Origin of the sequence: Acidaminococcus hominis (assembly GCF_022484025.1) — a bacterium.
Lineage (GTDB): Bacteria > Bacillota > Negativicutes > Acidaminococcales > Acidaminococcaceae > Acidaminococcus > Acidaminococcus hominis.
The window spans coordinates 828,288-842,349 of sequence record NZ_JAKVMG010000001.1 but is presented as its reverse complement, the minus strand read 5'-3'; the positions used below and the strand labels follow the sequence as shown (position 1 = coordinate 842,349).

11 protein-coding genes and 1 riboswitch are annotated in these 14,062 nt (G+C 53.9%); of the genes, 10 read left to right on the top strand and 1 reads right to left on the bottom strand.

Translation table 11 applies throughout. The features are described 5' to 3' along the window. The first annotated feature begins 38 nt into the window (after positions 1-38). Positions 39-110, top strand: a riboswitch (Fluoride riboswitch). Positions 111-172: 62 nt separating this feature from the next. From crcB (LKE88_RS03530) to LKE88_RS03510, 5 genes are all read left to right on the top strand, one after another. Next, on the top strand, positions 173-568 hold the full coding sequence (crcB, locus tag LKE88_RS03530) for a fluoride efflux transporter CrcB (protein ID WP_105325375.1): 396 nt from the start codon (positions 173-175) through the stop codon (positions 566-568). Positions 569-578: 10 nt separating this feature from the next. Continuing rightward, positions 579-929, top strand: coding sequence for a fluoride efflux transporter CrcB (crcB, locus tag LKE88_RS03525; RefSeq protein ID WP_105325376.1), 351 nt, complete (start codon positions 579-581; stop codon positions 927-929). A gap of 14 nt (positions 930-943) precedes the next feature. Beyond that, positions 944-1,288, top strand: a complete 345-nt coding sequence (locus LKE88_RS03520) for a putative PII-like signaling protein (RefSeq protein ID WP_105325377.1) — start codon at positions 944-946, stop codon at positions 1,286-1,288. 117 nt (positions 1,289-1,405) lie between these two features. Next, positions 1,406-1,846, top strand: a complete 441-nt coding sequence (locus LKE88_RS03515; RefSeq protein WP_105325378.1) for an Rrf2 family transcriptional regulator — start codon at positions 1,406-1,408, stop codon at positions 1,844-1,846. A 208-nt stretch (positions 1,847-2,054) separates the two neighbouring features. Continuing rightward, positions 2,055-3,893 (top strand): hypothetical protein, encoded by a 1,839-nt coding sequence (locus LKE88_RS03510; protein ID WP_105325379.1) that lies wholly within the window; start codon positions 2,055-2,057, stop codon positions 3,891-3,893. On the opposite strand, the gene LKE88_RS03505 is transcribed toward LKE88_RS03510, so the two are convergent. Next, positions 3,864-5,210, bottom strand: coding sequence for an ISL3 family transposase (locus tag LKE88_RS03505; protein ID WP_146109029.1), 1,347 nt, complete (start codon positions 5,208-5,210; stop codon positions 3,864-3,866). The two genes, LKE88_RS03510 and LKE88_RS03505, sit on opposite strands and share 30 nt — an antisense overlap. A gap of 242 nt (positions 5,211-5,452) precedes the next feature. On the opposite strand from LKE88_RS03505, the gene LKE88_RS03500 reads away from it, so the two are divergent. From LKE88_RS03500 to LKE88_RS03480, 5 genes are all read left to right on the top strand, one after another. After that, positions 5,453-6,499, top strand: coding sequence for a hypothetical protein (locus LKE88_RS03500; RefSeq protein WP_276802771.1), 1,047 nt, complete (start codon positions 5,453-5,455; stop codon positions 6,497-6,499). A gap of 1,670 nt (positions 6,500-8,169) precedes the next feature. Then, positions 8,170-9,519 carry a Sapep family Mn(2+)-dependent dipeptidase gene (locus tag LKE88_RS03495; protein WP_105325382.1) on the top strand — a complete coding sequence of 450 codons (1,350 nt, stop codon included), beginning with the start codon at positions 8,170-8,172 and terminating at the stop codon, positions 9,517-9,519. 35 nt (positions 9,520-9,554) lie between these two features. After that, positions 9,555-11,108, top strand: a complete 1,554-nt coding sequence (locus tag LKE88_RS03490; RefSeq protein WP_105325383.1) for a YfcC family protein — start codon at positions 9,555-9,557, stop codon at positions 11,106-11,108. A 1,050-nt stretch (positions 11,109-12,158) separates the two neighbouring features. Further along, the gene (locus LKE88_RS03485) at positions 12,159-12,356 is read left to right on the top strand and encodes a hypothetical protein (RefSeq protein WP_276802769.1); all 198 of its coding nucleotides are present in this window, start codon (positions 12,159-12,161) and stop codon (positions 12,354-12,356) included. A gap of 208 nt (positions 12,357-12,564) precedes the next feature. Next, positions 12,565-13,752: a pyridoxal phosphate-dependent aminotransferase gene (locus LKE88_RS03480; protein WP_105325384.1), complete on the top strand. Its 1,188-nt coding sequence runs from the start codon at positions 12,565-12,567 to the stop codon at positions 13,750-13,752. Positions 13,753-14,062 lie beyond the last annotated feature (310 nt).

The window sequence follows — 14,062 nt, the reverse complement described above, 5'->3', positions numbered from 1 at the left end:
GAAAGCGCTTGTCCCCCGGCCTTTTCTATGGTATGATACATCACATCGGGAATGAAGTTCTCCCACGGCAATTGCCGAAACCGCGTAAAGCTGACGACTTCTGCACAGGCAGAGGGGACGTCGGCTTATTTTTTTCTAAGGCGGGCAAGAAACGAAACTGAAGGAGGCTTTCATGCGCAAATATCTATTTGTCGGGTGCGGCGGGTTTCTGGGGGCCCTGCTGCGGTACTGGGTGAAGGGGCTTTCCCTTGGCCAGCTGCCGGAGGTGATTCCCCTGCACACCCTGGGCATCAACGTACTGGGGGCTTTTCTCATTGCCCTGATTTCCACGGTGGCCTACGAGGTCTGGGAGTTTGACGGGGATCTGCGGCTGGGGCTGACTACGGGCCTCTTGGGGGCGTTTACCACCTTTTCCACCTTGTGCAAGGAAACGGTGAACCTGTGGCGGGCCGGGCAGGAAAATCTGGCGCTGTCCTATGTAGGGCTGAGTATTTCCCTGGGGCTTCTGGCGGCTTTTGCCGGCGTGGTGCTGGCCCGGGGGCTGGGGCTCCTGCGGCAGCGGGACTAAGGAGGAAGCGATGGACTATTTATGGGTAGGAATAGGCGGCGTGCTGGGGGGACTGTGCCGGTTCCAGGCTGGGCGCTCCATTTCTCAGCGGGCGGACACGGATTTTCCCCTGGGGACGTTTTGCATCAATCTGGTGGGGGCACTGCTCCTGGGGCTGCTGTCCAGTTTGGAGGCGCCAAAAACGGCGTACCTGCTCTTGGGTGAGGGCTTCTGCGGGGCGTTTACCACTTTTTCCACGTTTATGTACGAGGGCTTTGGACTGCTGCAAAACCGGGATTCCCGGAATGCGGTGCTGTACCTGGGGGGTACGGTGGTGCTGGGGCTGGTGGGCTACTGTGCCGGCTATGCCCTGGGGAGCTAGAAGGAGGAGTAACTATGCAAACAGGCGAAGCTTGTGAAATGCTGAAAATCTACGTAGGGGACGATGCCCGCTGGGAAGGCCACAGCCTGCATACGGCCCTTTTGCGGAAGCTAAAGGAGCTGGGGGTGGCCGGGGTGACGGTTACCCGGGGCATTGCCGGCTATGGGGAGGGGAAGGCCATCCATACGGAACGGCTGCTGACCCTCAGCGACGACCTGCCCATTGTCCTGGAAGCGGTGGACCGCAAAGAGAAGATCCAGGAAGTGATTCCTGTGCTTCAGGAAATGGTCACGGAGGGGCTGATGCTGGTGACGGAGGTCACTGTGCTCCACTATGGGAAGAAGCGGGACACTTTGTAAAGCAGAAAATGTGTAAGTGCCGGAACTTCGGAAAAAATTTGCCGAAATTCCGGTACTTTTGTATAATGTAAGGAAAGAGGTTACGATAAGGTTAGAGAACAAAGTCGAGGTACAATTATGCAGATATCTACCAAATTTACCATTGCCATCCACGTGCTGACGGCGGTGGAATATTTTTCCAAGGATTATAAGGTGACCAGCGAATTCCTGGCGGGCAGCGTAGGCAGCAATCCGGTAATTATCCGGAACATCATGCTCCAGCTGAAGGACGCCGGGCTCATCGAAATCAAGCGGGGGCCGGGGGGCATCCACCTGTTAAAGCCCTTGAACGAAATTACATTCCTGGACGTGTACAAAGCCGTGGAAACCAGCAGCCACGAGGACCTGTTCCGCTTCCACGAAAATCCCAATCCCCAGTGTCCGGTAGGGCATAACATTCATGACAGCCTGGACAATATCCTGCACCAGATCCAGGCGGATTTTGAGGCGGATCTGGCCCGGCACAAGGTGGGGGAAGTGTACCGGAAGGTACTAAAGGATTTGGGTATGGAAAAGTAGAAAAGAAATGGGAAAAAGAAAAGGGAAAAAGAAAACTCTGCCGTTTGGGCCATAAGGAGGCCTGGACGGCGGAGTTTTTTTGTGGGGGTGCAATTTGTATACGTTCGTATAATTGTCAAGACGTGGTCTTGCTGTTATGCTAAAAATGGTATTTTATGCGTCTGGCAATGTGGCCAGTGATTTGCAGAAAAGAAAGTGGGGATGCAGGATGGGAAAACGGGATAAGGTTAAGGCTTTTGCGGTATTAGCGGCAGTATTGGGTACGGGGGCTGTGGCTATGCCTGTGTGTGGGGCGGCAGATATTATCGGGAAAAGGGTACTTGTTGAGGGTACGCTTCCCAGAGCGGCCTATGGGGGACAAGCGGTGGAGGCTGGGGCCAGTGCGCTGGGTAACACGCTGACCCTTTCTGAAACGGCGGAGGTGCTGGGGATTGCCTACGGGGGCTTTTCTCTCTCGGGCTCTGCCCAGCAAAATACCCTGGAAATTGCTCCCGGCAGTGTAGCGGCTGTAGAAGTCTACGGGGGGCACGTAAGCCGCGGCACGGGAACGGCCGCAGGGAATGCGGTGCGTATGAACGGCGGGCTGGTGAAGGGAGATTTATACGGTGGGTATACGGCTGCCGGAACGGCCCAGGGCAATCAGGTATTTCTCAGCGGCAGTGCCGTGGTAGGGGAGGAGTACGAAGAGGAAGGCAATGTGTACGGGGGCGTCAGTTACAGCGGAGCGGCGCTGGATAATCAGGTGACGCTGGAGGCTGGCAGCTATGTGTACAATTCTGTTTCCGGGGGTCAGGTCAATGGGGAGGAAAGCAGCGGCGCAGTTACGGGTAACCAGGTCCTGATGACCGGGGGAACGGTGGCTACCGACCTCCAAGGGGGCCTGTCCTTTGGCAGCGGCAGGGTTTCCCAGAACCGGGCAGTGCTTAGCGGCGGCACAGTAGAAGGCGGTGTGTACGGCGGTTATGCTGGGGCAGGCCAGGCGGAGGAAAACGTGGTGGAGCTCCAGCAAGCAGTGGCCGTGGGCAACGGTGTGTACGGGGCCTGGGTCAATGCCGGGGACGGTTGGGCCCGGAACAACCAGGTGCAGATGACCGGCGGCACGGTGGAAGGCAGTGCGTATGGCGCACTACTTGCGGGAACGGGGACGGCCCAGGGCAATCTGGTAAACCTTGGGGGCGGAATTGTAAAAAGCAGTGCCTACGGTGCTTACAGCCTGCAAGGGGCTGTAGTGGGCAATACCCTGACGCTGGGGGGTACGGCGGTGCTGGGAAACGCAGCTGGGCTCGAGCCCTTCGGGGTGGTGAATCCCGATGCCGGCGGCTATGGCGGCTATACCCTGAGCGGCGCAGCTGAGGGTAATGTGCTGCAGCTCCAGGACAATGCCCTGCTTTGGGGACATGGGGCAGGGGGCTTTGTTGGAGAGGACTCCTCGGAGGCAGTTACCGACAACAAGGTGCTGGTCACCGGCAGTGCAGTGGTAGGGGCCGCAGGCGGCAAAACCCTGGCCGGCGGCTGGTCCTGTGGGTCCGGCAAGGTTACGGGCAACCAGGTGGTGGTCGTGGTGGTCCAGGGCGGCACGGTGGCCGCAGCTATTTACGGGGGTCTGGCAGCCAGCGGGGACGCGCTGGACAACACGGTAGTAATCTCCGGCGGCACGCTGCAGGGGGACCTTTATGGAGGCTATTCTGTGTCGGGGTCGGCACTGAACAATCAGGTGAATATTTTCGGCGGAACTTTTGGTGCCGGCAGTGCGTTGTACGGCGGCGCCTTAGGCTCTGCCAATCAAGAAGGCACCAGCAGCGGCAATACCCTGAACTTCTTCACCAAGGGTGTCGCGGTAAAGCAGGTGGCGGGTTTTCAAAAGCTGAATTTCTACGTGCCGGCTGGCACCAAGGCCGGCGAAACGCTGCTGACGGTGACGGAGGCCGTGGATTTAAGGCTCTTCACGTTTTATTGTGGGATGGCAGATTTCTGCCATCCTTCTTTTATGTCTAGCAACATCCCACTGTCGCAATCTCTAGACAGTGCCGTTTCGTATAGATGGTAATGCTGAATATCGAATCAGAGTGAAAAAATATTCATCATTTTTGTATCCATACCCTATTCGTTTTGCAACCTTAATCTTGTTATTGAAGCCTTCAAGCTTTCCTGTGGTAATCGGATGGGCTGAGTGAGCAATCAAACCCTCTTTGCGTTTTCGCTTTAAGCGGGCAAACTTTTGCAGCTGCGGTATGTTGCTCTCCTCGGCTCCTTTAAACCATTTTTCCCATTCTACGGCAGCTAAATCGGGGTTTCTAAGCTCGAATAGATCACTTAGTTCCTCTTTCATTGTATGGCAAACTGTCAAATTTTCATGTTTTTTAAGGATTTCCTTGAGATTTTCTGCCTTTTTATCGCTTAGTGTTTCTTCCTTGCAAAGCAGCGTCCAGCGAGCTTGTTTTACTTCCTTGTAAAGCCGATTCTCCTCTTTAATTGAATCCTCTGCTTTTGTTGCCTGCTCTTCAGCAATATTCTCTGTAATCCCAAGCTTTAGGTTATCGGCTTTCTCTTTGTGCTGTCTTGCTTCCTCCAGCCTTACGGCTCCCAGCACATCTCGTCCATACTGGGCTTGCATATGGTAGCGGTCGTATACTATTGCCGCATGAGGCAGATACTTTTCTACCAGGGTGTTGAACGATGCGTTCATGTCCATTGCGACAGCTTCTACTTCAGACAAATACTCCAGGTCTGTCTCTTCAAAAAACTTTGTAAAGGCAGCTATAGAGCGTCCCGCACCAACCCAGAGGATGTCTCCCATATCAAGGTCCATAACACAGGTTGCGTAAGTATGGCCTTTGTGCATTGCAAACTCATCAACGGCAAGATGCTTAGGACGGTAGCCACTTTTGCGAAGTTCCTCGCTTCGCGTTTTGAGAGCCTCGTCCATAATTTCCTTATGGATTTTAGAAACTGTTCCCCAATGGATACCGGTCAAATCGCTGACTGCTTTAATCGTCATTTGATGCATAAGCAAAATCTTGATCCATAAAGCGGCACGAGAAGTGACTCTGGTTCCAGGATACTTAAAGGTTATGTTTTCATTGAAGGTATGCCCGCATTTTTGGCACCGGTAGCGGTGGAATCTCACACGAAGAATCCGTGGCTTTCCGGGTATCCAGGGCATGTCTTTAAGTGTAGTTACAGGGTTGTCATGGACATGGACCTTACCGCCGCAGCAAGGGCATACAACGTCGGCTGTAGGCCGGGTACTATTTACATCTATGATCTCTTCAAAAAGAGAAGCAATACTCGTAGGAATATTAAAATTGTCCTGTATGTTTTTGCATAAATTTGCTATACTTGAGGTTGAGAGCACGTGGATCATTCCTTTCGTAGTTTTGTCGCTATTACTTAGAATGGAGCATCCCGTGCTCTTTTTCAATACCTTTTTTCAGTTTTTAAATTCTGTCTTAGATTTCGTATCCCCCAATTTTCCGTGATGAGCCGGATTTAACGGGTGCCGCCATTACGGCAGGAACGGCAGAAAGCACACAGCTGCAGCCCGGGGAAACTATTACGCTGCTGTATAGCGGCAAAGGCATTACCACTGCGGGCGCTTCCCTATCTATGCTGGAGGGGAAAAATAAGGTCATTGATCCGGGCATGGTAACCCGTACAGTGGATATTAAAAAGGACGGGGAGAATGCCCTTTCCCTCTACATTCCAGAGGACAGTGTGGCCACCCTGTCTGAAGATACCAAGCTGTTGGCAGAAACCCGGGCGGCAGGGACGGCTCTATTGTGGAACGGCGGTGCTGCGGCCTCCACTACGGCCTATTCTGATGCAGTTTCCGCCTATGCCAGCGGCGGCGATGCCAGTTATGTACCCTACGTTTCCCTGGGCGGGTTTAGTCTCCGGAATGAGACAGGTTCCTACGTAGATACCAAGGGTCTTACGGCCAACCTGGGCTTTGTGAAGCGCTGGGAGGCAGAAAAGCATACGGATAACCTGATGCCCTTCTTTGAATACGGCGCCAGCAACTACACCAGCCACCTGGACGATGGCGCCCGGGCGGACGGGAAGCAGCATTACATCGGCGGCGGGGTGCTGCTGCGCCGGGATAATACCGATGGTCTGCACTACGAAGCTATGGTCCGGGCCGGCAGGCTGCACGGGGATTTTGCCGGGATTATGGAAGGCTATCATTCTTCCTACAACAGCAATGCACCGTACCTGGCGGCCCATGCTGGAATTGGAAAACTGTTTAAACAGAAAGACAACAGCGTAGATGTATACGGGAAGTTCTTCTGGACCCATCTGGGCAGCGATTCTGCCACTATCCATAACAGCCTTGGCCAGGCCCAATACGATTTTGCTGCTGTAAATTCCTACCGGACCCGGTTGGGCGTTCGGTACACCAAAAATCAGCCCTATCACTCTGCCTTCTACGCAGGGCTGGGCTGGGATTATGAGTTTGACGGAGAGGCCAAAGCAAGTTATCGGAATTTCAACACTCCTTCCCCCAGCACCAAGGGCTCCAGCGGCTTTGTGGAACTGGGCTGGCAGAGCAGGAGTACCAAGGAGAACCCCTGGGGCGCTGATGTGCACGTGACTGGTTGGGTCGGAAAGCAGAGAGGGATTGTGTATGGAGTGGGGGTGACGAGAGCTTTGTAGCGGTCAAGGGACTATTGGCGTAGGAGCCCTCCAGATAGCTTGGCTGAACCCCATCCCGGCATTGCCGCCGGCAATGCCACCCTTCCCCTTCTCCTGTTCGCACCAAGTGGCGAACAGGTAAGTGGAAGGCAGGCGGCCTGCGGCCGCAAATGCAATATCACTCCATTGATAATAATATAATAATTTTGCTATTTTATTTCGAATGATTGATGTAATATCTTTCCGTTGAAACTCTCATCGTCACCTTCCGGTGACACCTCTTTAGTGGTTCGCCGTGCTCCAATCAGCAGCGTCCTTACAATTAGAAACTTTCTCCGTCAGCCTAGCGGCTGCCACCTCCTTAGTGGTTCGCGGCTCGCTGCGCAGCTACGTCCTACGGACTTGCTTTGCAGGCCGCTATCACATGGCTCACATTAGCCAAGAGCCATTTGAAAATCTGTCTGGCTCTTGGATGTGAGCGCAACGCTTGAAGGAGGCATGCCAACCACGGCTATCACATGGCTCGCGTGTACCAAACAGCTTTAGAATATCTGTGGCGCTGTTTGGACGCGACCGCAACACTTGATGAAGGAAGCACCTTCCCACACTTGGACTACTGTTGGTGTGGGAAGGCAGGCGGCCGGGGGGCCGCAATACTTGGAAGAAAAAGACAAATATAGTTATATTGATGCTTATTTTTTGAACTCTCTTCGACGCCTACCGGCGCCACTTCCCTAGTGGTTCGCTGCTAGCCAGAGTGGTTCGCGGCTCGCTGCGCAGCTTCACCCTGCGAGTTCGCTTTGCAGGCCGCTATCACATGGCTCATATTATCCAATTCTCTGCGGCTTGCAGCCTTGATAATTGGATATGAGCGCATTATTTTCGCCCTACGGGCTCAATTCCTGGGCAGCTATCACATGGCTCGCGTGTGCCAAACGGCTTTAATAATACCTGTGGCGCCGTTTGAACGCGACCGCAACTCTTGATGGAAGTCAACAGATATGTACTACCACATTTCTAAAACAACATTCTTTCTGAGCACAACGTGGTGGTATATAAGCAGAATAAAGTATCTTATTATTGCGAATTGTATTTAGTACCTGACCTCGCGCGCAAGCGGGCGCAGGTGGCACCGGCCCTTCCCGTCGCACGTTGTGCGACACCCTCCCCGTGAACGTTGAGGGTTATAAGACGGAGAGTGTTCCTCTATCGGCACCTGTGGTGCCTCTTTCCCCGCAGGGGAAAGCTTGTCCCTAGCTGGGGCTAGTGCTGACCGTGGGGCTGCGGGACAACTTTGCTATTGGTGATGTTAAGCGACATTATAGACCTGGTGCCGGGTATCCCCGCTCAGTCAACGGGTGTAGTGCGGCTTGGCCCGCTGGGGCAGTTGGGCGGTGGTCCGGTATGCCGGGGTTAACGCAAATATCCATTTTGGGATGCTTAGGGGCATTGCTGGTGGTTTTGTGAAGGGATTGGTCTTGGAAGGGGAACTGGGGAGGTGCTGAGGGCTTTTCGGGCTGGGGGCTGTTTTTGGTCATCATATTGGCTGATTTATTTTTGCGGCGGAGGGGGGTATGGTTGTTGTTTTATGGACGGACATCCTGTAAAATAACAGGTGTAATGTACACCCGGGGTGGAAGGGCCACCGGATGGCTCCGCCGGGGATTCTGGTATTGCAAGGAGGGTAAGGTATGACGCCTGAACAAGAGAAAATCTACTATGACAAAATGGAACAGAATTTTCCGCATTTTTTGTCCGCCATGGAAAAATTGGTGGCTATTCCCAGTTATCTGGAGGAGGATACGTATCCCCAGGTAACCAGTCTGCATGAGGTGCTGGCGGCGACGCTGGAGCTGCTGCAGGAGATGGGGTACAAGACCTATGCGGATCCGGAAGGGTACTATGGCTATGCAGAAATTGGCCAGGGGGACAAGCTGATTGGGATTCTGGGTCACTTGGACGTGGTGCCGCCGGGTATGCTGGACGACTGGAAGTCGGATCCTTTTACGGTAACCTACCGGGACGGGAAGGCCTACGGCCGGGGCGTCCAGGACGACAAGGGGCCTACGCTGACGGCGATTTATGCGGTGAAGGCGCTGCTGGACTGCGGCTTTAAGCCCAACTACCGGCTGCGGTTTATTTTCGGCACGGACGAGGAAAATCTGTGGCGGGGCATCAAGCAGTATATGGCTAAGGAGGAGAAGCCGGACTTTGGGTTTACGCCGGATTCGGTTTTCCCGCTGATTTATGCGGAAAAAGGGGTACTGGAATGCTTCCTGAAGGCGCCCAATACCAGCGGGCTGACCTTTAAGGCCGGGGATGCCTTTAACGTGGTTCCTTCCTATGTGCAGGCGCCGGCTTCGGAAGCGCTCCGGGGGGCGCTGGACTGCCTGGGCTATGAGTACCGGGACGAAGGGGAAACCTTCGGCATTTTGGGCAAGAGCATCCACGCCAAGGATGCGGAGCAGGGCATCAACGCCATTCAGCGGTATCTGCTGGCCCTGGACAAGATGGGGCATCCTACCAAGGCGGGAAATTTTGTCAAGGACTGCCTGGACGGCCACAAGTTTGCGGAACCGATTTTTGGGGAAGTCAAAGATGAGGCTTCTGGGGAACTGAAATTCAACCTGGGCAAAATTGAACTGACGGACAAAGAGGAAATTCTGTCCATTGATATGCGGCTGCCGGTCACCTGCCCCAAGGAGCAGATTGTGGAGGCGCTGACCAAAAAGGCTGCGGAATTTGGCTTTGTCTATGAGGAATACGATTGGCTGAAGCCGGTGTATCTGCCCCTGGATTCGCCCATTATCCAAAAGCTCACGGCGTCCTACGTGGAAGCTACCGGGGATACGGTGAACCAGCCCATCAGCAGCGGCGGGGCTACCTACGCTCGGGCCATGGACAACTGTGTGGCCTACGGGGTGATTTTGCCCGGGGTGGAAAAGAGCGAACACCAGCCCAACGAGAACATGGTGGTGGACGAATTTAAGACGGCCATGAAAATCTATATCCACACCTTTGTGAACTTCAATAAGGACTAATCTTTTCCCAAAATGCACAGAAAGAAGGCGGTTGTATGGCTGAACCGAAGAAAGCAAGAAAAATGCTCAGTTCTTATTCCATTGTTTTTATTTTCCTGATTATCACGGCCATTTTGACCTGGTTCGTGCCCCAGTCCGTGGTGGTCAGCCATGACGGCACCAAGGAAATCATTTTTAACGCCATTATGGTCAAGGGCAAGGTGGTAACAGGGCAGGGGCTCCAGCCCATGGGCCTGTGGGATGTGATCATGGCTCCGGCCCGGGGCTTTGTGAAGGCGGCTCCGGTGGGCTTTGCCATTTTGATGGCCGGCGCCTTCCTGCATATTCTGAACTATGTGGGGGCTATGAACGCCGGGATTGGCTGGCTGCTGAAGCGGTTTACGGGCAAGGCTCTGATTGTGGTGCTGATGTTTGTTTCCGCTCTGTTTGGGGCAGTGTACGGGCTGTGGGAAGAGATTCCTGCCTACTCCATGGCGGTGGTGCCTCTGTTTGTGCTGGCAGGGTATGACGTGATTACCGGTATTGCGGTGCTGTTTGTAGGGGCTACCGCCGGGAACATGGCCAGCGTGGTGAACCCCTTCTCCCTGGGGGCTGCGGTAGGGGCCATCGGCAACGAAAGCCTGTCCCTGGGCAGTGGCATTGTGCTGCGGCTGGTGATTTTTGCGGTGCTGGATATTATTGGCACGGTGTATGTGCTGCGCTATGCGGCCCGGGTCAAGGCGGACCCCACCAAGTCCATTGTGTACGGGGTGCCGGTGCATACGCTGGTGGAGGAGGACCACAAGGAGGAAGAATTTACCAGCCAGAAGGCCTGGTCCATTGGGCTTTTGCTGGTCATTATCCTGGCTTTGGTCTGCGGGTATATTCCCTGGGATTCCATCAAATTTGCTGACGGCAGCAACATGAAGACGCTCATCAACCTGCCCTTTACTTCTCTGGCCAAGGTGCCGGTGCTGGGCAATCTGTTGGGGCTGGGCCATTATACCCATTTTGGGGATTGGTACTTTGAGGAATTTTCCTTTGTGTTCCTGTTTGGGGCGCTGCTGTTGGGCTTCATCAACAAGATTCCGGAAGAACGGTTTGTGAAGGAATTTGTGGCCGGCGCCAGCGACCTGCTGGGCGTGGTGCTGGTACTGACGGTGGCCAACGGGATTTCCGTCATCATGGGTACCAAGACGGCTGGCATGTCCGTGACCTTCGTGTACTGGATTCAGAACGCTCTGGCCGGAGTACCGTCCTGGGCGTTTGCCATTGCGGCTACTGCGGCTTATGTGGGCATCGGGTTCTTTATGCAGTCCACCAGCGGCGTGGCAGGGATTACCATGCCCATTCTGGGGGCTGTGGCCTATGCGCTGTTCCAGTCGGCGCCCATTGGGTCCATTGGCGGCCAGGTGCTGCTGATTGCCTGCTTTACCATTGGGCTGAACTTCACGTCTTCGTTCTATCCCAGTGCTACTAACATGGGGACCCTGGAACTGTACAAGATTCCCTATAACATCTGGTTGGGCTTTATTTTGAAGATTTCCCTTGTGATGCTGGTGGCCGGCGTGGCTATTGTGTCCGTGGCTCCTATGATTGGACTGCTGTAGGGGGAAGGAAATACAAAATTAAAGCACAACACACAAACTCCTGCCTGGACGGAATCTGGGCAGGAGTTTGTATGTTGTGCTGTTGGTGCGGTCAGCGGACCTGAAGTGATGTGGTGCCGGGTATCCACTCAGTGGTTCGCGGCAAACCGCTTAGTTGCGCCTTTCAGGCTTACTTCGCGGGCCGCTATCACAGGGGTCGTATATTCCATTTCTCTACGGCCAAGACCTTGAGAAATGGATACAACTCCCTCAGTCATCCTACGGTGACAGCTCTCCCAGCGGTTCGCGGCTCGCTGCGCAGCTGCGTCCTGACGGACTTGCTTTGCAGGCCGCTATCGCATGGGCCTTATTGACCAAACATCCCCTTGCAGAAGTTGTCGGGCTGTTTGGATGCGGCCGCATAGAGGCGAGGAGCCTTTAAGGGTTGGTGCGGTCGGCAGACTGTTAGTGGAGGTCAGTCCCATCCGCCTTCCTAACGTCAGGCACCTTCCCGCACTTGGATTGCTGTTGGTGCGGGAAGGCAGGCGGCCGGGAGGCCGCAAAACCGAGGATGAACTTCGGTTATACCCTTTTGTCGCCACTGCGGGCGACATTTTCCCAAGGGGAAAGTCCGTCCCCATTTGGGGCTAGTGCGGACCGTCAGGTAGTCCAACCAGGTCAAAGTTTCCAACGTAATTACTTTTAGCTGGAGAAAACTCGGTACCGGATTTTTGGTCGTGCGGTCGGCGGAGTGTAGTGCGGGGCCGAATTATAAACTTCCTCAGTCATCCCTGCGGGCTGACAGCCCCTTCACGTTTGAAGGGGCCGGTCTTAGGCCCATACTGGTCATGTGCGAAACGAGTATAGGAAAAGAAGTCATAGTACGTAGAGAAGTGCAATAACCCTCTTTGTCATTTGACCAGTAGATGAATGGAATGCTTTCTGAGTGGTTCGCCGTGCTCCATCCTCCTTCACCATGGGGGCTTGCTTCTTGGACTGCTATCACATGGCTCGCGTGTACCAAACAGCTTCTAGAATAGCTGTGACGCTGTTTGGACGCGAACGCAACGCTTGATGAAGGCAATTAAGAAAATAATTGCCGACCTTCCCCCACTTGGACTGCTGATGGTGGTGGAAGGCATGCGGCCGGGGGCCGCAAAAAAACGGGTGGCCCTCTGGGTAACTTTGATATTGGTGCGGTCAGCGAACTTCCTGGCGATGGTGCAGGGTATCCCCGCTCAGTCACCTACGGTGACAGCTCCCCCCTAAAGGTTGGAGCCTTTAAAGGGTCGTGCGGGCTGGTGGTTTTGTTTATCCATGCAAAAAATGCATCACTATATCTAGCGGGTACAATAGGATGACACAAATTTGTTAAGTCAGGGTGGGGGAGACGTGCTATAATAGAATGTAACGTGAAATTTTTGTCTAGGTAAAGTAATCTGCTTTGGGCAGGCTTTACTTTTAAGGGGGGATTATCATGGTTTCTGAGAAAATGTATGAATTGGGTACCAAAAAATCCACGATTCGCACGATTTTTGAATATGGCCGGAAACGGGCTGCGGAAGTGGGGGAAGAAAATATCTGCGACTTCAGCTTGGGCAATCCCAATGTACCGGCTCCTGAATACATCAAGCAGGCGGTGCTGGATATTATGACGGAACTGCCGCCTCAGGCCATTCACAGCTACACGGTGGCTGCCGGCAACCCGGAAGTGCGGGAAACGCTGGCCAAGGATATCAACAGACGGTTTGGCACGGATTTTACCGGGGCTAACCTGTTTATGGTAGGCGGCGCTGCGGCTGCTATTTCCATCTGTTTCAAGGCACTGGCAGAAGACGGGGACGAGTTCATTGCGCTGGCTCCTTTCTTCCCTGAATATCGCTGCTTTGTAGAGTCCACCGGTGCCAAGCTGGTGGTAGTCCCGGCACAAACCGAGGATTTCCAAATTGACTTCGACGCTTTTGAAAAGGCGGTAACGCCTCACACCAAAGGGGTCATTGTCAATTCCCCCAATAACCCCAGCGGGGTGGTGTATTCGGAAGCGACCATCAAGAAACTGGCCCAAATTCTCGCGGCCAAGGAAAAGGAATATGGCCATCCGATTTTCATCATTGCCGATGAACCGTACCGGGAAATCGTTTATGATGACGTGGTGGTTCCGTATATTCCCAACTACTACGACAACACGTTGGTGTGCTACTCCTACAGCAAATCCTTCTCCCTGCCGGGCGAACGGATTGGGTATGTGGTAGTGCCCAATAAGGTGGCGGATTTTGGCCGGGTGTACGGCGCTATTGCCGGGGCTGGCCGGGTGATGACCCACGTGAATGCGCCTTCTCTGTGGCAGCTGGTGGTGGCCCGCTGCGCTGGGAAACCGTCCAATGTGGAACCCTACAGAAGAAACGGCGAACTGCTGTACAAGGGCCTGAAAGAGGCTGGCTTTACGGTGTTAAAGCCACAGGGTGCCTTCTATCTGTTCCCCAAATGTCTGGAAAAAGACGACTATGCTTTCTGTGAACGGGCCAAGAAGTATGATCTGCTGCTGGTACCGGGCACGGACTTTGGCTGCCCTGGGTATTTCCGGGCCAGCTACTGCATTAACTACGATACCATCAAAAAGTCCCTGCCGCTGTTTAAGAAGCTGGCGGAGGAATATAAGAAGTAATCCGTTTGTTGTGAGGGGCAATAAACTATAGGCCTGGTGCCGAGTATCCCCGAGCGGTTTGCCGTATTCTGTAGTGGTTCGCAGCTGGCTGTTTAGCTGCACGTAAAGAGCTTGATTCACAGGCTGCTAACACAGGGCTCGCATTAGCCAAGAGTCCTTTGCTAAACTGTGTACTCCTGGCTGCAGCCGCATAAAAGGGAGAGCTTCAATGGTTCTGTTCGTTGACAGTATTCTGCAAATTTAATATAATTTACGAATGCTTAGCTGACATTCTCCAGCATTGTCTATTGCGGGCAAGCTGAAAAGTATT